Genomic DNA, 22,379 nt, shown 5'->3' on the forward strand with positions numbered 1-22,379 from the left:
TTCGACACCACCACCACGCCGGAGGCTTCTCTCTTGATCAAGCCCTCCTGTTGACAACGCTCATGGACGCTACAGCTAGCTCTTCTTCACCGAAGGAAGCTGGTCCGTCCACTCGGTGGACACGGAGATGAACTTGTCGCTCCACGCCACGCCGCCGTCGCCGGCGAGGACGAGGTTGGCGCGGGTCACCCGGGCCTTCTCGGGATCGACGACCAGCTCGATGCCCTTTTTACCGCCGTCAGGATCAGGGAAGCGCAATTGCTGGCCGCCTTCGACCGCGCCCGCATTCTCGACTCCCGGCGTCGCGGCGAGCGCCCGGAACGCCGCGGAGCGGACCTCCGCGGGCGCCGGCAGCTCGGTGATCAGCGTGAGCAAGGTGAGGGTGGGGTTGCCTCGGATTTCGGATGCGGACATGTCGTTCTCGTTGCCCTTGCGCTCGGCGATCCACGCCTTCAGCGCCTCCGGGTCCGTCGGTAGCCCTTCGAGGTCCTCGAAGCTCACGTTGGCGCCCTTGAGGTGGAGCGTGTTCCAGGCCGGTACGACGACGTCGGGGGGATTCCCTGGCTCGCCCTTGGTCCAGCGCTTGCCGTCGCGCCTGGTCCAGCTCTCCATCGGCGGAATGTCCGCCTTGGACCACTGGCGTGTGACGTGCCAGTACGTCCCGGAACCTTGGGGCGTACGTTCTGCGCTGACGGCTGCCATGAGCAGGACCTCCTTGCCCGTGACCGGTGCGCCGCCGTTCGTGTGCGCCCCCGTGGCGAACACGACCGCCGCGGCGGCCCCGGCGGCGACCAAGGCGGCTCCCGGCACGAACCAGCCGACGCGCCTGCGCGCCCGGCCCGCCCGTGTCCTTTGCTGGAGGCGGTGCCTGCTGCGCGCGGCCGCCTCAGCGGACGGCTCCGGCTTGGCCAGCAGAGTGGCGACCTCTTCCAGGTCATTCATGGGTCGTCTCCTTGTCGATGAGGGGGCTGTCAATGAGGGGTTGGATCTTGGCGCGGGCTCGGCTCAGCCGCGAGCCCACTGTGCCGATGGAAATGCCGAGCGCCTGGGCGATCTCGTCGTAACTGAGCTGGCTCAGCGCCAGGAGCAGCAGCACGTCACGCTCGCCGCCGTTCAGCGAGGCGAGCGCCATGGCCAGGTGCGGCTGCATGCGCTGGACGGTCACGGAGGTGACGACCCGGTTCTCGTGTCCTTCCACGACCGGCTCGGGATCCAGCCGTGCCAGCGCCTTGTAGTGGCGGGCCTCCTTGCGGCGGTGCCTGGCCACCAGGTTCGTGGCGAAGCCGAACAGCCAGGGCCGTAATCCCCCTTTCTCCGGGTTGAACCGGTCACGCCGGTTGAACGCCAGCAGGAACGTCTCCGCTGTGATGTCCTCGGCCACCTGGGTGTCAAGGCGGCTCGCCACGTACCGGTAGATGTCGCGGAAATACCGGTCATGCACGGCGGTGAACAGCTCGGGGTTCTGCCGGTAGCCGGCGACGAGGTCGGCGTCGGTCACCTGCTCGCCCACGTCGGCGGTCATGTGCCCGTCTCCGTCATAAGTGCGCCTTCCGGATGGTGATCATTGCTTTCATCCATCCTTCGCCGCACGTCCGCATCTTCTTCCCGCCCCCAGAAGGGCGGCCGTCCAGCGGCTGGGCGCGTCTTCCGCGCGTGCCGCCTCGTCCCTACCACCAGAGTGATTGCCGCCTTCGTTCTCCGGCCTTCTCCCAGAAGGACCCAGCCGAAAGTGCGGGGGTCTGTCCAGTGAACTGCGACAGAGCCGTTCTTTGTACAGTCCCCGGTGGGGGGAAAGCTTGGGGAGCACTAGTGACGTGCGGAGTACGGCTGGCGGCCGCACTTCGTGATCTGGGTCAGTTTGACGGTCGGACGGAGAACCGGCGACGGGTTCAGTCCGCCGCGGGGAGTCGCCACCGGCCAGACAAGCAGAACCGGACCCTGATCGCCTTTCGGCTGGTCAGGGCCCGTTTCTTCGGGTAATGGGTGGGCCGCGGTCACCGATCGGGCTCGATCACGGCTGCGCCGCGAAGACGTGGGCGACGGCTCCTCCGCTGAAGACGGTCGTGCTTTTCGGCTCGAGGGTCAGCGGCGCCGGGAAGATCCGCTCGCCCGCGCCGAGGACGGCCGGGTGGACGAGAAGGCGGTATTCGTCGATCAAGCCGGTCTCGACCAGCGACCGGGCGAACCGTGCCCCGCCGTGGGCGAGCAGGTAGCCGTCGGAGCGCTCCTGCTTGAGCCGCGAGATGGATTCGGCCAGGTCTCCGGCCGCGATCGTCGTCTCGTCCCAGTCGGCGGAGGTGAGCGAGTTCGAGAACACGACCTTCGGGATGTCGTTCATCGGCTTGGCGAACGGCCCGGAGTCGTTGGGATAGTAGGCGGCCAGCACCGCGTACGTGGTGGCTCCCATGAGATGCACGCTGGCGTTGCTCACGGTCTCGACATTCCAACTGAGAGCGTCATCGGAGTCTCCCGCGGCGATCCAGGCGCCGCTCCCGTCGAGTGGTGCGACGTAACCGTCGAGCGAGACCGACATCTTCAGAACCAGTGAGGCCATGCCCTGTTTCCTTCCTGGGATGGACGACACGAGCGGCTCGCGTCGATGGCGATACGGGGTTGTTCGGGAGTCGGCGATACAGACTGGCGACCATCGCGAAACTCATCGCCGTTCCCGGCTACTCCGGCCGTAATTTTTGATCTTCACGTTTGGTGTTCGGTTTGCTCTGGCCCAGGCGGCACCGTCCAGGATCCGATCGCAGATTCCAACCGTTGACAACGGTGATCTGTGAAGCGACAGTTTCGGTCATCCGTACAACTTGTGGAGTATGAAGCAGCATCCGATCATCACCTGTGGGAACGGCACCAACGCCGTGCCCACGCAGTACTCCGGCGTGCTCAACCAGCTCGCCTCCTGGGGCTTCGTCGTCATCTCCCCCAACTCGGCGATCCAGGGCTACTACGACAAGGTGCCGGGCGCGGCGGCCAAGGCGCTGCTCAAGGGCGCAGGCCACAACACCGTCCAGGGCACGGGCGGCGGGTTCCTCGGTTAACTGACGGCCTGGCTGATGTACCGGCTCCAGGACGACGCCTACGCGCGCACCGCCTTCGCCGGCTCCTCGCCGGAGCTCAACACCAACGCGAGCCGGCAGACCCAGGCAGAGAAGAACCGGCCCGGCGGCCGATCAGCGCGGCCGGGCCGGGGATGTCGTCGGCTAGTCGGCGCTGGGGCGGTGGTCGGCGAGGGTGGTTTTGGGGCGTAGTGCGAAGGCGGTGTGCGCGTTGGCGGTCAGCGCGGCCTCGGCCACGTCGCCCAGGCCCGCGGCCTGCAGCCGCGGCACGAACCTTTCCAGGAGGTACGGCAGGCCGGGGCCGCCGCCCAGGCTCGGCCAGTAGGAGCGGCGCGCCAGATCCATCCCGAACAGCAGGCGATGCCCGAGACCGCGGTCGGCGAGCGCCCCGACGAGCGTGACGATCTCGCTGTCGGGGCCGTACTTGATCCGTCCGGGCCGGTCAAAGGCCAGGTAAGCGCCCCTGTCGGCCAAGGAGATGAGATATCCGGCATCGGGGTTGTGGTCGATGTGCCCGAGCACCACCCTGTCGGCCGCCACACCCTCGCCCAACAGGGCGTCCAGCAGCTCATGGCCCATCGTCCCCTTGTCGCAGTGCGTGACGATCGGGACGCCCGACCGCAGGGCGGCGGCGGCCACCGCGCCGACCAGCCGGCCGACCCCCCGGCCGAACGCGTGGTACCCGGTGGCCAGCTTGATGGCGCCCGCACGGGCCTGCGACCGCCGCACGAGCGGCCCGACCAGCCCGTACTCGTCCATGCCTGACTCGATCTCCGACACCAGCAGCTCCGCGATCTCGTCGACCGGGTAGTGGTGCAGCCAGTGGTCGTCGCCGTAGTAGCCGCTCTTGTGTAAGCCGGTCACCGCGATCACGTGCAGCCCGGTGCGCTCGGACAGGGCCCTCATCAGCGACGGGCTGCGGCCGAACCCGAGCGGCGTCATCTCGACCACCGCCGACAGCCCCAGCCGTTGGGCGGCCGAGACCTCCGCGACGGCCGCGTCTAGGGAGTCCAGCCGGTAGTCCGGCTCGTTGCGCACAGGCCAGCCGCCGGTCATGAACAGGTGCTCGTGCGCATAGGTGACACCTATGGACTCGACATCCCCCAGCACGGTCCGAACCGTCACAGCAGCATCCCTTCCGCGTCCCCTGGCACCGTCCGAACCGTCACAGCAGCGCTCCTTCCGCCCGTAGCCGGTCGCGTAGCGCGTCCGCGTCCACCGCCGCGGGCTCCACGCCTGCCCGCGCGGCCAGCGCCGCGGCCGTCCCGGCTGCCTGCCCCATCGCCATGCACTGCCCCATGGACCGGGCGGAGGCGTGCGCGTCGTGCGTGGCCGACAGGCATCGCCCCGCCACGATCAGCCCGCCGACCTCGACGGGGAGCAGGCAGCGATAGGGGATGCCGTAGGTGCCGTAGTCGCGGACGTACTCCCACCGAGTGCCCGCCCCCGCGTCGTGGTCCTCGATGGGCGCGCCGCACCGGGCGATCGTGTCGGGAAAGTCCCTCCCGGCCAGCACGTCGTCGGCGGTCAGGACGTACCGTCCGACCAGCCGCCTGGACTCCCGCACCCCGATGCGCACCGACGTGCCGAGCAGCACGGCCGAGCCGTATCCCGGCACCTTCTCGCGCAGGAAGCGGACGTACTCGCGGACCTGCCGCCGCCCCTCCCGCTCGGCCCTCGCCAGCTCGAACGGGTCGGTCGGATCGAGGCCGGTCACGCGGGTGAGGTTGGTGTGCACGATCCCGTCGTGCACGGTCCTGTGCACGGACCCCTCGCGCCTCGGCAGATCCGCCTCGGCCATCAGCGCGTGCAGCTCCGCCGTGCTGGTGGCCGACGGGTCCACCCCGCCGAGCCGGAACGTGGCGGTCATCGGCTGGAGCCGCATGCCCGGACGTTCGAGCGCCGCCCCCGCCCGCCAGGCCACCTCGGCGTCTCCCGTGGCGTCCACCACCACCCGCGCCCCGGCCAGGAACCGGCCCGCCACGGTCTCCACGACGACACCGGTGCCGGGCACGAAGTCGCAGACCCTGGCGTGCAGGAGCACGGCGTCGTCCGAGGTGAGCGCGTCCCAGACGAGCTTCAGCTCTTCGGGCTCGTAGGTGACCCCGGTTCCCGCGCCGTAGGTGTTGGGCCGTTCGAAGGCGGCCCCGGCCTCGAACAGCCTCTCGCACACCTCCCAGCCGATGCCGCCGACGACCCGCCGCTGTGCGGGGCCGGGCGCGTAGAAGCCGTAGAAGGTGTCGAGCACGGCGGTGCCCGTGCCGCCGAGGAACCCCGCCGACTCCACCAGCAGGACCGACGCCCCGGCACGTGCCGCGGCCACGGCCGCCGCGCACCCGGCGCTGCCTCCGCCCGCGACGATCACGTCGCCTTCCCACAGCACGTTCACCGCAGGTGCCACCCTCCGTCGACGGGGATGACCGCGCCCGTGGTCCGTCCGGACGACGGCGAGAGCAGCCAGAGCACGACCTGGGCGACCTCCTCCGGCAGGCACGGCCGGGCGCCGAGCGGCATCAGCGAGGGCAACCTGGCCTGGATGGCCTCGGACGTCCGGGCGCGGCGGCTCATCGGCGTGGTCACCAGCCCGGCGGAGATCAGGTTGACCCGCACCCCGTGCGGCGCGGCCTCCCGAGCCGCGCTCCTGATCAGCGGGATCAGCGCGCCTTTGGCGGAGGCGTAGGCCACGGTGCGGAAGTCGTCGTCGATCGAGGAGCCCAGCGCGGAGCCGATCACCACGATCGACCCGCCCCGCGGCATCGCCGGGATGGCCGCGCGCAGCAGCCGGAACACCGACTCGTGGTTGACCCTGTGCACCTCGCTCCATGCCAGGTCGGTGCACTCGGTCACGCCGCCGTCGCCGAGCGACCTGCCGGACATGCCGACCGCGTGCACGACCCCGGAGATCCGCCCGTGCGCGGCCGTAGCCTTGGCCAGCGCCTGCTCCACCCCGCCGGGGGCGGTGATGTCGATCCCGTCGGCGAGATCCACGCCGAAGGCGGCGGCGCCGGAGGCCTCGACGGCCTCGACGCACGCGCGCCCGATGCCGCCCGCTGCCCCGGCCACCAACACGGCACCCGCCGCGGCATCTCTCGCGGTGGACGTCGAGCGCTCGCTCATGGCTTCCTGAGCACCGCGGCGGCGCGGCGGGCGTGTTCCAGGTAGGCGGCCTCGAACAGCTCCTCCGAGCGCGGGCCGCCGACGAGCTTGGCGCTGGAGATGACCGGCGGCACCCATCCGCCCGCCACGAGCAGTTCCGCCGTCCGCACCTTGATCTCGTTGACCACGGAGACGGCGGCCAGCGTGCTGCCGGGACCGACGGGCTCGGCCAGGCCGTCAACGGAGCAGAGCGCGTCGCCCACCGGGGTCCGCAGGTCGATCACCACGTCGGCGTGGTCGGCGAGCCGCGTCCCGCTGGGATGGCCGGGCTCGGCCGCCATGGTCTCCCGCATCGACGTCACCGCCACCACGGGCAGCCCCGCCTTGCGCAGCCCCATGGCCATCTCGATCGGCACCGCGTTGAGCCCGCTGACGCTGAACACGATCGCCGCATCGCTCGGCCGCAGCTCGAAGTTGGCCAGGATGGCGTCGGCGAGCCCCTCGACCCGCTCGATGAACATCGCCTGCCGCATCCCGTTCGACCCTGCCACCTGGGTGTAGAACGTCGTCGACAGATCGACGATGGGGTGGAAGCCCGGATAGGAGCCGTAGCGGGGGAACATCTCCTCCACGCCCATCCGCGAGTGCCCGGTGCCGAACGTGTGCACCACACCCCCGCCGCCGATGGCGGAGGACGCGATCAGGGCCGCCGCCGCCAGGGCGTCCTCCTGTGTCCGCTCGATCTCGCCGAGCAGTTCCATCGCCTGCCTTATCCATTTCAACTGGATCTCCTTCCATAGAGGGCGGCGCCGATCGCCCCGGCCATCGGGCCGAGGATGGCGGGCAGCACCGCGATGTCACCGATGAGCGGACGCCTCCGCTCCAGCTCCGCGTGCAGGGCGGAGCTCATGAGGTCGAGCGCGCCGGCCACGCCGCCGCCCACGACCACCGCGCCGGCTCCGAGCAGCGACGCCGCGTCGCCCAGCGCGACGCCGAGCGCCCAGCCGGCCCTGGCCAGCACCTCGATCGCGCGCCCGTCGCCCGCCCTGGCGGCCGCGGCGACCGCCTCGGGCGGGCCCGAGCCGAAGGCCCGCACGATCGCGGGCCCGCCGGCGAACGTCTCGACGCATCCCCTGCCGCCGCAGCAGCACGGCGCCCCCCACGGGTCGACCGTGACGTGCCCGATCTCGCCGAGGTTGTCGCGGGGGCCGACGAGGATCGCACCGCGCGCGGCCACCGCCCCGCCCACCCCGGTGCCGAGCACGGTGAACAGCACGTCGGGCAACCCTCGGGCGGCGCCGAGAAGCAGCTCGGCCAGTGCGAACGCCCGGGCGTCGTTGACCACGGCCACCGGAGTACCGGTGAGCGCGCTCAGCCGCGGGCCGACCGGGTACCCGTCCCAGTCTCCCGGCGGGTTCGGCACGAACAGCGCGGTGCCGGTCTCCCTGTCCACGTGGCCGGGCAGCCCGATGCCGACGCTCTCGACGCCCCGGACCGCCAGCGAGGCCACGAGGGCCACCGTCTCGTCGGGGCCCGGCGGCGTGCTGACGACGCCCGAGCCGGCCACCGCGTCCCCGTCGAGCAGCGCCCATTTGATGTACGTGCCGCCGACGTCGACCCCGAGCAGCGTCACGGCCCTACCTTCAGGACGCGCGAGGCGAACCGGGCGCCGCCGCCCGCTTCGGGCGCCGTGCGGAACGGCTCGACGCCGAGCAGCCGCAGGTAGGCCAGCAGCGGCTGGGAGTGGCTGTGCAGGTTGGCCACCGGGTACGCCTGCATGGCGACGCCGACGTCGGCCAGGTCCCAGGTGCGGCCAGGACGGTCGGTCTCGGGCGCCAGGTAGGCGTCCGGCCCTGACAGGGTGCCCTCCCAGACGTCCGGGTAGGCGGCGGCGTGCGCGGCCAGGGTCATCTGCCGCCACCATCGCCAGCCCAGCTCGGGGACGTGCTCGGCGGCGGCCCAGATCAGTGTCATGTTGATCGCGTACCAGATGGTGCCGGCGCCGTTGGGATCGTGGCCGCCCCCGGCGGGCCAGCGCAGGCGGGCGCCCAGCGGCGAGCCGGCGGCGGCCGTCCGCTCGATGGTGCGCAGCAGCTCGACCGCCCGCTCTGGCGGGGCCGCGCCGCACAGGATGGCCCATGGCTGGACCTCCAGCCACAGGTCGGAGTCGCCGACGACCGCTCCGGGACCGTACGCGCGCCGGAACCACCGGCCGTTCCACTCCCCTGCCACCAAGCCGCGCAGTTCCTCGCCGAGAGCGCGGGCCTCGGCCGCGGTCGCGTGGTCGCCGAGCCGCTCGGCCAGCACCGCGTACCGGGGCAGCACCCAGGCGGCCATGGCCGAGTTCAGCACCGACTCACCCTGCGCGATCATCACCTCATGGTCCACTCCGCTCTCGTTGATGGCCATGTCGTTCCAGTCGGCGTTCAGTATCCGGACGTGGCCGTGCTCGCCGCGTCCCACCTCGTCGACGAAGAACCTGAACTGCCTGCGCAGGTGCTCTCCCAGCGGCACCGGCGCCGCCTGGTGGACCGGGTGGTACGGCACGGCCGCGTCGAAGGCCGCCCTGTCGCCGGTCGCGGACAGGTACTCGGCCGCCAGCCAGAGCGCCCACAGGTTCTGGTCCGACGGCCGGAACACGTCGGTCCATGGCTGCTTGTCCGGTCCGAGCGCGTACGGCAGGTCGCCGTCCGGGCTGCCCCACGCGCAGGTGTTGCGCAGCACGGACAGCGCCAGGTCCGGCTCGATGTAAACGAGCGGCAGCGCGTGTTGCAGCGGGTCGCGTGCTGCGCCGTTGAACCCGTGCCTGAAGGAGTAGCAGGACCCCTGGTCCAGGGTGTGGCCGCCGAGCACGCCGTCGGCGCAGGCCGCGCCGGTCAACAGGGCCGCGTGCCACGGGATCTCCCGCTCCGCCTCGGGCGCCTGGGGGGCGCAGGCCCGAGGCAGCCGATCCCGCAGCGCGGCCAGGCTCTCCTCGAACGACGGCCCGGCGTCCCGCCCTCGCGCGGCAGTGCCCCCCTCGGACGAGGCCGTCGCGTCGTCGTCTGGTGGGGCAGGGCCGTCGTCGAGCAGGCCGTACCTCAGCTCGATCAGCCGCTCGCCGTGCGCTTCCAGCTCCAGGGGGACGGCGAGCCGCCCGGTCGTGGTCCTGGGGCCGCCCAGGAGCTCCAGCTCCAGGCCGGGGTCCTCGCTGGGCTCCGCCCCGGTGATGAGCCTGATCCGCGCGGGCCTGGCCGTCCACGCCTCGGTCAGCGTCAGCCGTACCGGCTCGCCGAGCAGGTTGCGCACGCGCAGCCGGATCAGCACCCACGGCTGCTCGCCCTCGGGGCAGAGCACCGTGCGTTCCAGGGCCAGCCGGTCGTCGGCCACCCGGGTGGTCGCGAACGTCGGCCCGAACACCCGCTCAGAGCCCGAGACATCCGTCGAAAGCCCGCCCACCTGGGTGACGCCCGCGCCGCGGGTGAGCCACAGCAGCCCGGTGTGCTCGTCGAACAGGTCGGTGCGGCCGTAGTTGTCGGCCACCAGCGTGATCCGCCGATTCCCCAGGTGGACGACGTGACGGCGGGTGGGTGGGTCCAGGACGGGGTCCCACTCCGCCCGCGGGTCCCGTTCCTGGTCCATCGTGTACGCGAAGGCGGGCAGCCCGTGCGCGGTGGTCCACTGGCCGAACGCGCTCATCTCACTTCACTCCTCCGAGAGTCAGCCCAGCGACGTAGTAGCGCTGGAGGACGAACATCAGCGCCAGCGGCGGCACGGCTGTGATCAGGGCCGCCGTGCTGACCAGGCCGATGCTGAAGTCGTATTCGGTCTGGAGCTGCGACAGGCCCACCGGCAGCGGCCACAGGCCGGGATCGTTGGCCACGACGAGCGGCCAGATCAGGTTGTCCCACTGCGCGAGGAACTGCAGCAGGAAGAGCGTGAGCAGCGCCGGACGCAGCAGCGGCACTCCGATGCGGAGGAAGATCCGCAGCTCGCCGGCGCCGTCCACGCGTGCGGAGAGCAGCAGCTCGCGCGGCACCGACAGGGCGAACTGGCGGACCAGGAACACCCCGAACGCGCTGACCATGAACGGCACGATCATGCCCTGGAAGGAGTTGATCCAGCCCAGCTCCCTGACGATGACGTACATCGGCACGAGCACCACGATCGGCGACAGCGACAGCGTCCCGACGACGACCGCGAACAGCACGCTCCTGCCGGGGAACCTGAGCTGCGCGAGCGCGTATCCGGCCGCCGCGGAGAAGACCACCTCCAGGACGGCGACGCCGAGCGAGAGGATCACGCTGTTGCGCAGGTAGAGGGGGAAGCCGCCGTTGCCGAACAGCCGCGAGACGTGCTCGCCGAGCTGGGCGATGTCGAAGGAGAGCCCGCCGAGGTCGGTGGCGTCGGACGCGGACGAGACCGCCAGCATCGCGTACACCGGCAGCAGCATGACCGCCACGACCAGGGTCAGCAGCGTGCCGCGTAGCGCCTTCACCCGTCATCGCCTCCTCTGAGTACGCCGAACTGCACGAGCGAGAGCGCCAGCATGGCCACGAGCAGGACCATGGCGATCGCCGACGCGTACCCCATGCGCTCGAATCCGAAGCCGGTAGCCCACAGGTAGAGCGGCAGCACCTCGGTCGCGCCCGCCGGGCCGCCCTTGGTGAGCAGGAAGGCGGGCACGAACGACTGCATCGCTCCGACGACCGCGATGACCAGCACGAACAGCAGGGTGCGGCGCAGCAGCGGGAGGGTGATGTGGGAGAAGATGCGCACCGGGCCGGCGCCGTCGAGGGCGGCCGCCTCGAACACGCTCCGCGGCAGCCCCTGCAGCCCCGCGGTCAGGATGACCACGAACAGCCCGAGGTGCTTCCACGTCGTCATGATCACCAGGGCCCAGAGCGCGAGCCCGTCGTCGGTCAGCCACGGCTGCGGCCCGATCCCGACGAGCCCGATCAGCGCGTTCGCCAGGCCCCGGTCCGCGAAGATGACCGACCACACCATGGAGGTCGCCACCAGCGGCATCGCCGCCGGGATCATGACCAGTGCGCGCAGGACGCCGTTGAGCCTGCCCGGCTTGCTCAGGGGCAGCGCGATGGCCAGGCCGAGCACGATCGACGGGACGACGGAGCCGACCGTGTACACGGCGGTGACCTTGGCCGAGTTCCAGAAGGCGGGGTCGTCCAGCATCCTGCGGTAGTTGTCGAGGCCGGTCCACGTGGGCGGTCCCGCGAGGTCGTAGCCGGTGAAGCTGAGGTAGACGGCCGAGCAGAACGGCACCACCCAGAAGACCAGGAAGTAGACCGCCGCGGGCAGCGCGAGCAGGCCGCCCGTGCGGGCCTCCGCCCACCGCTGCCCCCTTCCTGAGACCTGGGCGACCGGCGGCGCGAGCCGTGGGGAGAGGGTCTGTGAGGAGAGGGTCACAGCGCGATCCGCATCGCCTGGTCGAAGTCGGCCGCCGCCTGCTCGGGCGTCCGCTTGCCGAAGGCGACCGAGTCGGCGGCGTCGGTCAGCGCCTTGGCCATCTCGTTCCACACCGGCGTCTGCGGGCCGAAGTCGGCGTGCGGCGCGGAGGCCGCCATGATGTCCAGCGCCTTCTGGTCGGCTCCTGGCAGCTTCTCCCACCCCTTGACCGGGGTGAGCAGGCTCGCGTCCTTGAGCTGCCTGGCCGCGACGTCCTCGCGCTGGAGGTAGTCGACGAAGTGCCAGGCGGTGTACTGCAGCTTCGACTGCGCGGCCACCGCCCAGCCCCAGGTGTAGGCGGGGGCGACGGGCGGGCCCGCGTCCCAGCGCGGCAGCGGGGCGATGTCGAAGACCTGGCCGAAGGTGAGCTTCTTGTTCAGTGTGGGGAACAGGTCCATCGCGAACAGTCCAGAGACCACCATGGCCGACTCTCCGGTGGCGAACAGCCCGAAGCCCGACAGCGGATTCGACAGCTTCGCGTTCCCCAGGCTCCCGTAGTAACGCAGCGCCTCGACGCCGGCATCCGTGGCCAGCGTCGCCTTGGCGGCGTCGGCGCTGAGAATCCCGCCGCCCTTGCCCTTGACCAGCGCGAGCAACTGCATCAGGGTCCACTGCGGGTTGCCCAGGATCCACTGCAGGCCCACCTTCTTGCCGTCGGCCGAGGTGAGCCGCTTGCTGTACTCGGCGACCTCCTCCCACGTGGTGGGCGGCTTGTCGGGGTCGAGCCCGGCCTCGGCGAACCTGTCACGGCGGTAGTAGAGGAAGCAGATCGTGTAGTCGATGGGGACGCCGTACAGCCTGCCGTCGTAGGACAGCGAGTTGATCGCGTGCTCGTCGTAGCCCTGAACCAGGGCCTTCTGGTCGGCCACGCCCATAGCCTTGGGGATGATCGGCGCGAGCCTGCCCTTGCGCGCGTGGCCTGGGATCGTCCAGCCACCGATCTTGAACAGGTCGGGCGGGACGTTCCCGGCGAAGGCGGTCAGCAGCTTGGCGTCCAACTTGTCGACGGGCACGTACAGCGGCGTGATGTCGACGCCGCCGAACTCCTGCATGTAGCTGTGCAGCAGGGGGGTGAAGACCGCGTCGTACGCCTTGGTCTGGTGCAGCCAGACGGAGATCTTCCCCCGCGGCACCCCGTCGGCGGGCACGGCGGCCTCCTGGCCCGCCCCGGAACCGCAGGCGGCGAGCAGGCCGGACGCCGTGGTCAGCGCGGCGGTTCTGAGCAGGTCGCGCCGGGTGATGGTCATGCTCAACCTCCGGAAGGCAGTGCTCCGCCACCGGTACGGCGGCGCCGCACGGGGAGGTGGCGTTGGGGGGTTACTGGCCCATCAGGGCGTTCTTGGCGTCGTTGAGCTCTACGGAGAACACGGCGAAGTCGCCACGGGCGTGGCGGATGGTGTATTCGAGCGCGGCCCCGCTCTCGGTGCTGGTGCTGCGGGCGGTGGCGAGCAGGGCCGCCGCCATGGGCACGCGCAGCAGCCCGGCGAGCCGGTAGTCGGCGTTGACGGCGCCGATCGTCTCCCTGCCGTTCGCGGGGGCCAGGCCGTACTTCATCCGGAGCAGGTCGTAGAGGGAGCCGGTCAGGTCCTCGTCGAGGATTCCGGGCACCAGCTCGGCGGGCAGGTGGGCGCTCTCGACCATGCAGGGCTCGCCTTCCAGCAGCCGCAGCCGCTCGACGAAGACGACGTCCTGCCCCTCCCGCAGGCCGAGCGCGACGGCGACGTCGGCGCCCGCCGGCTGCAGGCGGGCCAGGAGCACCTGCGTGGTCGGCTTGCGGCCGAGCCTGGCCATCGTCTCGGTGAAGCCGGCCGGGCGCGCGCCCAGCTCAGGCGCGACGGCCAGCGGCGCGGTGTAGGTGCCGCTGCCCTGCCTGGCCACCAGCAGCCCTTCTTGGACCAGGTCGCCGATCGCCCGGCGCGCGGTCGCCCTGCTCACGCCCGCGTAGGCCATGAGGTCCTTCTCGGCGGGGATCAGGGTGTCGGGCTCGCAGTCGCGGATGACCGCCCGCAGGCGCTCGCGCAACTGGTAATAGAGCGGCAGGACGGCCGATGGGTCGAGGGCCAGCCGGCGTTCCCAGTCAGTCATGGCTTCCGTTCTAAGTTGTACGGACGACCGTATCTTTGCCCTGTGGGACGCGGGATGTCAACAGAACGAGCTCGCCATTATGCGGCCCAGCCGTCCAACCGGTCACGGCCTGACACCAGCGCGAGATTCGCGCGCGAGGACCGGCCCTTCCTCGCCGCCCTCCTGACCTCGCTGCCCCACGAGGATGCGCCGACCGCGGCTCCGGCGCCAGAACGGGCGTCCACCATCTGGGCCGACTTCCTGCGCTTCGCAAGCTGATGCCCTACTGGCCTCGATGAACTCGATCATGGAGCGGTGGGTGCAGTCGTGCCGTCACGAGCTTCTCGACCGCTGCCTCGTATGGAACGAACGCCACCTGCGGCACGCCCTGCACGAGTACGAACGGTTGGGACTGAAATGCAGCCAGCCCATGAGAGACAGCCATCAGATGCCCTCTCAGGGTTCTCCGTCCGTGCTAGCGGGGCCGGGAGCGTCTGCCGGCGCGGGCGGCGATCGCGAGGTGGTGGGCCAGCTCTGCGTGGCAGATCGGCGGCGCCGCGGCGACGTCGCCGCCCGCGTCGTCCTCGATCACGACCGAGCCGGGGAACTCGGCGAGCACCGACGCGAGTTCGGCGGCTCGCTGTGGGGTCCATGAGATGCCGGCCGGGTTGTGGGCGCGGGGTTGCAGGAAGACCGCGGCGGGCCTGCTGCTCTCGAGGACGTCGCGCAGCCGGTCGGGCCGGGGTCCTTCGCCGTCCAGGGGAACGCCGATGATCTGTGTGCCCAGCGCGTCCAGCAGATCTATCAGGTGGGGAAAGGCGGGATCCTCCACCACCACGCGGTCGCCGATTCTCAGCAGCGAGGTCGCCAGAAGGTCCATGGCGTCCATCGCGCCGTCGACGACGGTCAACTGTTCGACGGGGTACGGCCACCGTTCGCGGAGCAACTCCTCGAGCGCGGGCAGCACCGAGTCGTCAAGGTACGCGCCTGGAGGCGTGGTGTGCACCCGGCTCAGCGCCGGGCCGAGATCCGGCAGCAAGGCCGGGTCCGGCTCGCTCGAAGCCAGGTCGAGCCCGAGGTCGGCCACTCGCCCGCCCGCCTGCCAGTAGCGGCGCGGACCGGTAGGACGAGGCTCGGCGACGGTGGTGCCGCGCCGGCCGTCGGCGTGCAGGACGCCTGAACGGGCGAGCAGTTGCCAGGCGGCGTTGACCGTCGTCGGGGACAGGCCCAGGCCGTCGGCCACCTGCCGGACGGGCGGGAGTTTGGTGCCGGGGGTGAGCACTCCGTCCCTGATCGCCTCGTCGGTAGCGTCGCTCTGCGCCTGGTACTGGTCGATGGCGAGGGCGGGCTTGCCGGAGTCGACGCACTTCTTGGAGCGGGCGGTGGCGTCGTCCAGTGAGACCGTGCCGACCTGCACGGCGATCTTCTTGCCGCGGGCGTTGTCCAAGTCGACCGTGGATCCTGGTCGCTGTGCCCACCGAGTGCCGGCGGAGAAGTAGGTGACCATATTGAGCGTCTTCATTCGCTCAGGGGTGGCGGAGAACGATGAGACACCGATGTCACCAGCACGCTCCACTTGTCGCCCACCCGGTCGAGGACGTCGCGGAGCTGCCAGGTCGAGGCGCTCACGCCGATCGCCGCACGCACATCTGTGTTCGGTACGACGGACAAAGTGCCTTCTTCCGTCATCCGGCCGTTGTCGACCAGACTCTGGGAGCGAACAAGAAGTAACCAGCGCACAGAAAGTGCGGTTCCATATGAACATCAACACTCCGCCACGCCGAGTCGGCCCCCGGCCGACCACCACCGGCCTGGAGATCCCGCATGACCAGATGGACCAGTTCTCCCCGCCGGAGATCCGGGCTGCCCTGATCAAGGAGGCAGAGTCACTACCGGGAGTCTTCACCGGCCCCAGCCAGGTGTCGGAGCCCTCGTCCCTCGCCCTGCGGCTGCACGAACCCCGCGGTCCGTGGCAGGCGTTCCTGCATCCCAGCCGCGACGAGTTCGGACACATCCACCGGGCCGGATTCATGCACCTCACATTGCCCGCTCCCCTTATCGACCCCCTGACCGAGGCCGGCTGGGTCGAGGCCCATCCGATCAGCCTGCGGCCGCAGTGGCCGGACACGATCGTGATGCTGTACGCCCCCCGCGACGAGGCCGAGCTCGCCGTCGCCGTCGCAGCTCTGCGCGCCTCCTGGCAGCAGGCGTCCAGCCAACTCCCCTGACCAACATCCGGGCGGCGTCGAAACCGAGTTCGTCTCCCGCCTGAGCACCACGTTCGCCATCACCACTTGACCCCCGATCGCCCGTGGCCGCTCCCGGCCACGGGCGGCCCCCTCTTGGAGAGTCATGTCCGTCGCTTACGTACTCACCGCAATCCTGCTTTCGATCGCCCTGATCGGCTCCGGCCGGGCCAAGCTCGTCAAGGACGAGAAGATCACGGCGGGTCTGACCAAGGTCGGCGTGCCGGAAAGCTGGTTCCCGCGCCTGGCCGCGCTGGAGCTCGCCGGCGCCCTGGGACTGCTGATCGGTATCGCCTACCGTCCTCTCGGCATCGCCGCGGGCGCGGGTGTCGTCCTGTACTTCGCCGGCGCCGTGCTCACCCACCTGCGTGCCCGCGACCTGAAGGGAGCCCCTGTGCCTGCCGTCCTGCTCCTGCTGGCCGCCGCCCCCACACTGCTCGGCATCGCGACTGCCTGAGCCGTCGGGAACTGTACGCCGGTCCTGCACCGACCTCAGCGACGGGTTCGAAGGAGAACTCGCCCGCTACCTGGTGATGCCCAGCCGTCACCACTGCCCGATCTGCCCGCCCGCCGGAGACGGCTGACCGCCACGCGCTTCCTGCTCCCGCTTGCGGCGCTTCCACGCCGCCGGGGTCCGGTGCTCCACGAAATGGCGAGATCGCCGTTGACGATGGCGATCCAGCCCCTCGATCTTTCAGGCCTGCTTCCCGAAGATGACGATCACCAGAGTTCGATCTTCACCTCTCGAAGGGGGCGATGTGTTGAGTCCTGCGCGGAGAACACGAAGAGGGCGGTCGGTCACCTGGCCCGTTCGGCTCCTGGCGGCCGGTCTGCTGATGGGTTCGGCGCTGGTCGGCGTCGGGGCCGGTACGGCGTCGGCGTCGGTCAGCCGCAGCCAGATCGTCAGTGCCGCCGACAGCCAAATCGGGAAGAGCTGTTCTTCCGAATATGACGGCATCGACTGTAGCGAGGAGTGGTGTGCCGCGTTCGCGGTCTGGGCGTGGCAACACGGCGATGTCGACACTTCGTCCCTCGGCTGGACGGTCACCACCTTCACCGACTACGGGCACAACAACCGAACCTGGCACGACCCCACCGGCTACACCCCGCAGCCTGGAGACGCGATGATCTTCGGGTCGCCCGCCTTCCCCACGGAGGGCGCCCACGTGGGCCTGGTGGAGTCGGTGGATGCGAATGGTGTCATCACCGAGGTCGGCGGCAACCAGGGCGGCAAAGTGTCGCGGTATAGCGGAACCGCCAGCGAACTCGAGCGGAAGATCGAGGGTCCGTCACCGGATAACAAGTTCCTGGGCTACGTGAGCCCGGTCGGTGCGACGAACCAGACGAACCTGAGCTCGCAGGTGGCCGCGGTCGGCAACGACGGGCTGATCTACCACGAGGTCCGGGATGGGAACGGCAAGTGGAGTGGCTTCCAGCCTGTCGCCGGCTACGGGGGCGCGGCCCACTTCGCCGCCAGGTCGGTCGCGATAGCCGGGACGCCGGACGGCTCGGCCCAGTTGATCGCGGTCGGGAACGACGGCAACGCCTACCACAACGTCCGGTACGCCAACGGGACCTGGCAGGGCTGGGCCTCGCTTGGTTTCGCAGCCGCACAGGTCTCCATCGCCGCCATGCCCAACGGGTCCGCGCAGGTCCTGGCCATGGCACCGGACGGAACCCTATACCACAACATCCGCTTCGCGCCCTCCGGGAACTGGCAGGGCTTCCGAGCCCTGGCCGGGTACGAGGGCGCCGCCACCTTCCGGGCCAAGTCGGCGGCGATCGCCGGGATGACGGACGGCTCGGCCCAGTTGATCGCGGTCGGGAACGACGGCAACGCCTACCACAACGTCCGGTACGCCAACGGGACCTGGCAGGGCTGGCGGCCGCTCGGTGTCGCGGCGAGCTCGGTCGCCTTGGCCGGGATGCCGGCCGGCGATTCGGCTCAGTTCGTGATCGTCGGGAACGACGGCGGCGTCTACCACAACATCCGCGGGGCCGACGGGACCTGGCAGGGCTGGCGGCCGTTGGGCCTCACCGCCACCCGGGTCGCGATCGCCGCGATCAGCGATGGTTCGGCACAGGTGCTCGCCGAGGCTCCGAACGGCACGGTCTACCACAACATCCGCTTCACGCCCTCCGGGAACTGGCAGGGCTTCCGGGCCCTGACTGGCTACGAGGGAGCGACCACCTTCCAGGGCGGCGCCATGTCGATCGGCGGCTTCCCCTACTGACCAGCACAGACCGTGTGCCGGGCCTGGCAACCGCTCACCGGGCCTGGCACGCCTGAACGGAAGGCATGCAAGGCATGGAGATGAGAAGCAACCCTGAACCCTTCGGTCTCACCCGTCGCCGGCTGCTCGGCTCCGCGGCCATGGCCGCCACCGGAGCGCTGGCCCTCGCAGCGGTCGATCTCGGCGCGGCCCGGCCGGCCCGCGCCGCAGGTTGGCCCACCGGCCTGGACGCCAACACCGACCCGGACCCGGGCGCAGCCGCGGCGGCCGGATACACCTTCATCTCGTACTACACCAACGGCCCTGGAAGCATGACGGCAGCCAAGGTCGCGGCCTGTGCGGCCAAGGGTGTCGCGGTCATCGCCAACTACGAGGGGCTCGAGAATCCCACAAGCGGAGGATCGGCGGCCGGTAAGTCCAACGCCCAGACCGCGCTGGCCGCCGCCAACGACTGTGGTCTTCCCGGCGACCGGCCCATCTACTTCAGTCTCGACTTCGACGTATTACCCTCCCAGTTCTCCGCGGTGGACGCCTACCTGGACGGGGTCGCCTCTGTCCTGCCGCCCAGCCGGATCGGCGTGTACTCCAGCACCTGGTGCATCGATCACCTGGTCGGCAACGGAAAGGCCACCTGGTTCTGGCAATCCAAGTCAACGGGCTTCTCCGGCGGCCACAACGGCACCCTCAACCCGCACACCCATATCTGGCAACAGTCCTCTCCGGAGTACGTCTACATCGGCGACAAGCAGTGCGACTGGAACTACGTGATCACCGCCGACTTCGGCCAGTGGGGGATCTCGAAGCCCTACGCCACGACCAGCCAGCTGGTCGCCGTCGGCAACGACGGCAACGTCTACCACGACATCCGGAACGGCACCGGCACGTGGCAAGGCTGGCGGGCCGTCGCCGGGTACGAGGGCGGCGCGACCTTCGCCGCACCCGGTGGCGTCGCGATCGCGGGTGCCAAGGGGGGATCGTCGCAGCTGGTCGCCATCGGCAACGGCAACGGTCTCTATCACAACATCCGCCACACCGACTCGTCCTGGCAGGGCTGGGCCCCGTTGGGCCTCACCGGCTCCCAGTGCGCGATCGCCGCGATGCCCGACGGCTCGGCCCAGGTGCTCGCGGTGGACGGAAGCGGGAACGTGACCCACAACATCCGGTACACGTCCGGCTCCTGGCAGGGGTTCAGCGAACTGCCGGGCACGGCCGGCGGCGCACATTTCCAGGTCGGCAGGTCCAACACCGGAATCGCCATCACCGGCATGCCGGACGGTTCGTCGCAAGTGCTCGCGTACGGCAACGACAACGCCGCCTATCACAACATCCGGTACGGCAACGGCACCTGGCAGGGCTGGAAGGCCCTCCCCGGAGCGTTCAACGCCACGACCTTCTCCGGGTCCGCTTTCGCGATCGCGGGAATGGGCGACGGCTCCGCCCAACTCCTGGCCATCGGGAACGACGGAAACCTGTACCACAACATCCGGTACCCCAACGGCACCTGGCAAGGCTGGCGATCGATGGGATTCGCCGGGCACTGGGTCTCCGCCGGAACAATGCCCGATGGCTCACTGCAGGTCCTCGCGGCTGCGAACGACGGGACCCTCTACCACAACATTCGCTTCACCCCCTCCGGGAACTGGCAGGGCTTCCGGGCGGTCCAAGGGGCCAACGGCGCGGCCACCTTCAACGGCACTCATCCGGGAATCACCGGCTTCTTCTGGGGGTGAACCGGGGCGGGCGTGATGTCCTCGCGGGCATCACGCCCGTTTGAAGGCCGCCCGGTAGTCGCGGGGACGTTTGCCGGTCCGTGCGGCGAAGAGCGCGGCGAAGGTGCTGGCGTCGCTGTAACCGACGGCGGCTGCGATGGCGGCGACTGGGCGGTCGGTGGTCTCCAGCAGCACCCGGGCCCGCTCGACGCGAGCGGCGCGCAGGTACTCCAGCGGACTCTGCCCGGTCTCGGCCCGGAACCGGCGCAGCAGCGTGCGGGTTGAGACATTGACGGAGGCGGCGAGCGCGGTCAGGTTGTAGCGGCCTGCGAGATCGGCCTCGAGTACGGCCATCACGGCTCCGGCGAACTCGCCGCCGGGCCGGGGCAGCAGGCCGGGTTCGACGTAGGGAGTCTCAGAGGTACGGGCATCGTCGGTGAGGGTGGCCCACGCGGTGGCGAGGGCGATGCCGTCGCTGTAGAGGTGGCGGATCAGGTCAAGGGCGTAGTTGTACATGGCGGTGAAGGCGGCGGCCGTGGTGACGCCGGTGTCGGTGATCACCAGGCGGTCGGGCTGGATGGCGGCCAAGGGATGCCGTCGCGCGAGCTCGGCGGCGTACATCCAGCACGTGGTCGCCCTCCGGCCGTCCAGCAGGCCGGCCGCGCCGAGCAGGAACGCGCCGACACAGGTGGACACGACCGGTCTGTCCGCTGCCGCGTGTGCGGCGATCGCCGCCATCTCAGGGCGCAGCGGCTGTAGCGGGCTGTCGAGATCGTGGTTGGGGGTCTCGTACCCGGGGACGATGAGCAGGTCAAGCTGGTCGGCAACGGCCGCGAGCGGTGTGACGGCGATGGGCACCATGCCCGCAGCGGTGACCGACCTACGCGGCGAAACTATGCTGACCCGGCACGTGACCGTGTCTCCATTGAGCCGGCCGCTGAGGTGTGTGGCCATCGTGAGCATGTCGGGGACGCCGTACACGCTGCTGGCGAAACAGCCAGGGTAGGCGAGCACGCCGACATGCAGTATTCCGGGCGGCACTGTCGTCTCCATCCTCGTTACGGACATTGGCGAGCCTGACGCAGTGTGGGCAGAGGACGACCGCGTGGCGGCCGATCCGGCGGGCTGGGAGTACGAGGGTGAGCAGGCACACCTCGACGGGTGCTTTGCCCTTCTTGTCGAGCGGGACCGGGGCAGCCGAAGATGACGGCGCAGCCTGTACCGCTCGAATATTGGGGTTACGTGGCCTGAGCTGTTAAGCGGTAAACGTCTGCGGGAGCAGGGTCTGGGCGGGTGTGTTGCCCGACAACACCCGCATACCGGCATTGGCCAGCACGTCCAGCCCCATATAGCGGCGGGCCTTGACCCACTCGTCGGTCTGCTCGGCCAGCACCGCCCTGACCAGCCGGATTACCGCGGGCCGGTCGGGGAAGATGCCGACCATGTCGGTGCGGCGGCGGATCTCCTTGCTTGGGCATGACCTCGCGCCCGGACAAGCAGTCTGCTGCCTGAGCCGGAGCAGCAACGACCGTCAACGCAGAGATGGCGGTGACCGTGGCCGCGAGCACTCCGCGGGTGATAACGGTCAGGTTCTTCATCGAGACACCTCTTCTGATCTACAGGCCCGAAGGCGGCTAGTTGGCCGATCTAGGGTCGAGTGGGCGGGGCGGTGATTCTTTAGTTGTTGGTGGTTGGGGTCAGGGTCCGGCAAAGCGCCAGTTGCTATTGACTTCGGCCCATTGCGACCATGTACCGCCGGAGTTCTGCGTGTATCCGATCGTGCCGCGGGCCGCCCTGGTCGGGTCGGGACAACGGCCTCACCGTGGTTGTCGTCAGCTGTGGGGCCGTGACGGTGGCGCGTCCTGGGTATGGGTGCACGCGCGGTAGCCAGATCGTAGGGTGGGTTCGACCGCGGCTTGCCCCTGGCACCGCGGCCGGACCCACCTGGGCGAGTGAAAACGCAGAGTTGGCTGCCCGATTCGGCCATGAAGCGTTCCGGGTGCTAAGGATGGTTAGGCCGTCCTATCCCAGCCCACGTTCCACGGGACCAGTCGTCAGCGCGCCGTCCAAGCCGATGGCGAGTACAAGTCAGCGTCCTGCTCGCCGGAGCCCCAGGCGTCGCTCTCCATAAAAATCTGGAACTCTCCTTCCAACAGCGTGTTCGGGCTGTGAACAGTCGGCGAGAAGCATGCAACGCTGGTATTCGGCGGGATGTGATGGGTCGAGGTTTGCTCATTGTCGAGGGGTCCGCAGAGGCCGGCTTCCACGCTCTGGCTGCTGCCGCCAGAGAAGAGCCATTCCTGCTGGAAATCCCCTATGTATCGTCTCTGTCCGGTGGTCGTGGCGATCAGTATCGCCTGCCAGTCTTCGCCTACGATCTTTACGCAGGGCAGCACGTACAAACCGCCAACGTTCTTCGTGCTTCCGCCGGGTCCGCAGTTCCACGAGCTGTCGCGCGTGTGGCCTTGTCATGTCAACGCAGTCGCGCTGGCGGTGCTGGTCATTCCGAGCAACAGAGCG

General features: G+C 69.9%; 22 protein-coding genes and 1 pseudogene. 5 read left to right on the forward strand and 18 right to left on the reverse strand.

The window, feature by feature from the left end; genetic code table 11:
* Window positions 1-75 precede the first annotated feature (75 nt).
* From ACIBHX_RS48820 to ACIBHX_RS48830, 3 genes are all read right to left on the reverse strand, one after another.
* The gene (locus ACIBHX_RS48820) at window positions 76-942 is read right to left on the reverse strand and encodes a CU044_5270 family protein (RefSeq protein WP_397075421.1); all 867 of its coding nucleotides are present in this window, start codon (window positions 940-942) and stop codon (window positions 76-78) included.
* Window positions 935-1,522, reverse strand: a complete 588-nt coding sequence (locus tag ACIBHX_RS48825; RefSeq protein WP_397075422.1) for an RNA polymerase sigma factor — start codon at window positions 1,520-1,522, stop codon at window positions 935-937. The genes ACIBHX_RS48820 and ACIBHX_RS48825 overlap by 8 nt, the downstream gene beginning before the upstream one ends.
* Before the next feature lie 489 nt (window positions 1,523-2,011).
* Complete coding sequence (locus ACIBHX_RS48830) at window positions 2,012-2,554, reverse strand: dihydrofolate reductase family protein (protein ID WP_397075424.1); 543 nt, start codon at window positions 2,552-2,554, stop codon at window positions 2,012-2,014.
* 268 nt (window positions 2,555-2,822) lie between these two features.
* Between ACIBHX_RS48830 and ACIBHX_RS48835 the strand changes: the two genes are divergently transcribed.
* Complete coding sequence (locus tag ACIBHX_RS48835; protein WP_397075425.1) at window positions 2,823-3,047, forward strand: hypothetical protein; 225 nt, start codon at window positions 2,823-2,825, stop codon at window positions 3,045-3,047.
* A 162-nt stretch (window positions 3,048-3,209) separates the two neighbouring features.
* On the opposite strand, the gene ACIBHX_RS48840 is transcribed toward ACIBHX_RS48835, so the two are convergent.
* The 12 genes from ACIBHX_RS48840 to ACIBHX_RS48895 all read right to left on the reverse strand — a co-directional run bounded on the left by ACIBHX_RS48840 (window position 3,210) and on the right by ACIBHX_RS48895 (window position 15,341).
* Entirely contained in the window at window positions 3,210-4,190 is a 981-nt protein-coding gene (locus ACIBHX_RS48840; RefSeq protein WP_397075427.1) for a phosphotriesterase, read from the reverse strand.
* Between the two features lie 40 nt (window positions 4,191-4,230).
* Window positions 4,231-5,454, reverse strand: coding sequence for an FAD-dependent oxidoreductase (locus ACIBHX_RS48845; protein ID WP_397075429.1), 1,224 nt, complete (start codon window positions 5,452-5,454; stop codon window positions 4,231-4,233).
* The gene (locus tag ACIBHX_RS48850; protein WP_397075430.1) at window positions 5,451-6,182 is read right to left on the reverse strand and encodes an SDR family NAD(P)-dependent oxidoreductase; all 732 of its coding nucleotides are present in this window, start codon (window positions 6,180-6,182) and stop codon (window positions 5,451-5,453) included. Before ACIBHX_RS48850 ends, ACIBHX_RS48845 begins: the two co-directional genes overlap by 4 nt.
* A complete protein-coding gene (locus tag ACIBHX_RS48855; RefSeq protein WP_397075432.1) occupies window positions 6,179-6,943 on the reverse strand; it encodes a sugar isomerase domain-containing protein in 765 nt (254 codons plus the stop codon). The genes ACIBHX_RS48850 and ACIBHX_RS48855 overlap by 4 nt, the downstream gene beginning before the upstream one ends.
* Window positions 6,940-7,794, reverse strand: a complete 855-nt coding sequence (locus ACIBHX_RS48860) for an ROK family protein (protein ID WP_397075433.1) — start codon at window positions 7,792-7,794, stop codon at window positions 6,940-6,942. The genes ACIBHX_RS48855 and ACIBHX_RS48860 overlap by 4 nt, the downstream gene beginning before the upstream one ends.
* Complete coding sequence (locus ACIBHX_RS48865; protein WP_397075435.1) at window positions 7,791-9,839, reverse strand: GH36-type glycosyl hydrolase domain-containing protein; 2,049 nt, start codon at window positions 9,837-9,839, stop codon at window positions 7,791-7,793. Before ACIBHX_RS48865 ends, ACIBHX_RS48860 begins: the two co-directional genes overlap by 4 nt.
* 1 nt (window position 9,840) lies before the next feature.
* The gene (locus ACIBHX_RS48870) at window positions 9,841-10,638 is read right to left on the reverse strand and encodes a carbohydrate ABC transporter permease (RefSeq protein ID WP_397075436.1); all 798 of its coding nucleotides are present in this window, start codon (window positions 10,636-10,638) and stop codon (window positions 9,841-9,843) included.
* The gene (locus ACIBHX_RS48875; protein ID WP_397075438.1) at window positions 10,635-11,567 is read right to left on the reverse strand and encodes a carbohydrate ABC transporter permease; all 933 of its coding nucleotides are present in this window, start codon (window positions 11,565-11,567) and stop codon (window positions 10,635-10,637) included. Before ACIBHX_RS48875 ends, ACIBHX_RS48870 begins: the two co-directional genes overlap by 4 nt.
* Window positions 11,564-12,853, reverse strand: a complete 1,290-nt coding sequence (locus ACIBHX_RS48880; protein WP_397075439.1) for an extracellular solute-binding protein — start codon at window positions 12,851-12,853, stop codon at window positions 11,564-11,566. Before ACIBHX_RS48880 ends, ACIBHX_RS48875 begins: the two co-directional genes overlap by 4 nt.
* Window positions 12,854-12,923: 70 nt before the next feature.
* Complete coding sequence (locus ACIBHX_RS48885; protein ID WP_397075441.1) at window positions 12,924-13,691, reverse strand: GntR family transcriptional regulator; 768 nt, start codon at window positions 13,689-13,691, stop codon at window positions 12,924-12,926.
* A gap of 454 nt (window positions 13,692-14,145) precedes the next feature.
* Window positions 14,146-15,192, reverse strand: coding sequence for an aminotransferase class I/II-fold pyridoxal phosphate-dependent enzyme (locus ACIBHX_RS48890; RefSeq protein ID WP_397075442.1), 1,047 nt, complete (start codon window positions 15,190-15,192; stop codon window positions 14,146-14,148).
* Complete coding sequence (locus ACIBHX_RS48895; protein ID WP_397075444.1) at window positions 15,189-15,341, reverse strand: hypothetical protein; 153 nt, start codon at window positions 15,339-15,341, stop codon at window positions 15,189-15,191. The genes ACIBHX_RS48890 and ACIBHX_RS48895 overlap by 4 nt, the downstream gene beginning before the upstream one ends.
* An 86-nt stretch (window positions 15,342-15,427) precedes the next feature.
* Here ACIBHX_RS48895 and ACIBHX_RS48900 point away from each other — a divergent pair, with 86 nt between their 5' ends.
* From ACIBHX_RS48900 to ACIBHX_RS48915, 4 genes are all read left to right on the forward strand, one after another.
* Window positions 15,428-15,898, forward strand: coding sequence for a luciferase family protein (locus tag ACIBHX_RS48900; RefSeq protein ID WP_397075445.1), 471 nt, complete (start codon window positions 15,428-15,430; stop codon window positions 15,896-15,898).
* A gap of 124 nt (window positions 15,899-16,022) precedes the next feature.
* Window positions 16,023-16,373, forward strand: a complete 351-nt coding sequence (locus tag ACIBHX_RS48905) for a DoxX family protein (RefSeq protein WP_397075447.1) — start codon at window positions 16,023-16,025, stop codon at window positions 16,371-16,373.
* Between the two features lie 379 nt (window positions 16,374-16,752).
* The gene (locus ACIBHX_RS48910; RefSeq protein WP_397075449.1) at window positions 16,753-18,150 is read left to right on the forward strand and encodes a CHAP domain-containing protein; all 1,398 of its coding nucleotides are present in this window, start codon (window positions 16,753-16,755) and stop codon (window positions 18,148-18,150) included.
* 80 nt (window positions 18,151-18,230) lie between these two features.
* Window positions 18,231-19,880, forward strand: coding sequence for a glycoside hydrolase domain-containing protein (locus ACIBHX_RS48915; RefSeq protein ID WP_397075450.1), 1,650 nt, complete (start codon window positions 18,231-18,233; stop codon window positions 19,878-19,880).
* A gap of 30 nt (window positions 19,881-19,910) precedes the next feature.
* Here the strand turns inward: ACIBHX_RS48915 and ACIBHX_RS48920 are convergent, their stop codons facing one another.
* From ACIBHX_RS48920 to ACIBHX_RS48930, 3 genes and pseudogenes are all read right to left on the reverse strand, one after another.
* Window positions 19,911-20,900 carry a GlxA family transcriptional regulator gene (locus tag ACIBHX_RS48920; protein WP_397075452.1) on the reverse strand — a complete coding sequence of 330 codons (990 nt, stop codon included), beginning with the start codon at window positions 20,898-20,900 and terminating at the stop codon, window positions 19,911-19,913.
* A 214-nt stretch (window positions 20,901-21,114) separates the two neighbouring features.
* A pseudogene (locus ACIBHX_RS48925) lies at window positions 21,115-21,330 on the reverse strand (transposase); the annotation flags it as partial.
* A 583-nt stretch (window positions 21,331-21,913) separates the two neighbouring features.
* Window positions 21,914-22,261 (reverse strand): hypothetical protein, encoded by a 348-nt coding sequence (locus ACIBHX_RS48930; RefSeq protein ID WP_397075454.1) that lies wholly within the window; start codon window positions 22,259-22,261, stop codon window positions 21,914-21,916.
* Window positions 22,262-22,379: the final 118 nt, after the last annotated feature.

It is taken from the genome of Nonomuraea sp. NPDC050536 (assembly GCF_044457685.1).
Taxonomy (GTDB): Bacteria; Actinomycetota; Actinomycetes; order Streptosporangiales; family Streptosporangiaceae; genus Nonomuraea.

Coding starts and splice junctions, on each gene's coding strand:
- ACIBHX_RS48820 (WP_397075421.1), bottom strand. CDS start 942: ATGAATGACCTGGAAGAGGTCGCCACTCTGCTGGCCAAGCCGGAGCCG.
- ACIBHX_RS48825 (WP_397075422.1), bottom strand. CDS start 1,522: ATGACCGCCGACGTGGGCGAGCAGGTGACCGACGCCGACCTCGTCGCC.
- ACIBHX_RS48830 (WP_397075424.1), bottom strand. CDS start 2,554: ATGGCCTCACTGGTTCTGAAGATGTCGGTCTCGCTCGACGGTTACGTC.
- ACIBHX_RS48835 (WP_397075425.1), top strand. CDS start 2,823: ATGAAGCAGCATCCGATCATCACCTGTGGGAACGGCACCAACGCCGTG.
- ACIBHX_RS48850 (WP_397075430.1), bottom strand. CDS start 6,182: ATGAGCGAGCGCTCGACGTCCACCGCGAGAGATGCCGCGGCGGGTGCC.
- ACIBHX_RS48865 (WP_397075435.1), bottom strand. CDS start 9,839: ATGAGCGCGTTCGGCCAGTGGACCACCGCGCACGGGCTGCCCGCCTTC.
- ACIBHX_RS48880 (WP_397075439.1), bottom strand. CDS start 12,853: ATGACCATCACCCGGCGCGACCTGCTCAGAACCGCCGCGCTGACCACG.
- ACIBHX_RS48885 (WP_397075441.1), bottom strand. CDS start 13,691: ATGACTGACTGGGAACGCCGGCTGGCCCTCGACCCATCGGCCGTCCTG.
- ACIBHX_RS48890 (WP_397075442.1), bottom strand. CDS start 15,192: ATGAAGACGCTCAATATGGTCACCTACTTCTCCGCCGGCACTCGGTGG.
- ACIBHX_RS48900 (WP_397075445.1), top strand. CDS start 15,428: ATGAACATCAACACTCCGCCACGCCGAGTCGGCCCCCGGCCGACCACC.
- ACIBHX_RS48905 (WP_397075447.1), top strand. CDS start 16,023: ATGTCCGTCGCTTACGTACTCACCGCAATCCTGCTTTCGATCGCCCTG.
- ACIBHX_RS48910 (WP_397075449.1), top strand. CDS start 16,753: ATGGGTTCGGCGCTGGTCGGCGTCGGGGCCGGTACGGCGTCGGCGTCG.
- ACIBHX_RS48915 (WP_397075450.1), top strand. CDS start 18,231: ATGAGAAGCAACCCTGAACCCTTCGGTCTCACCCGTCGCCGGCTGCTC.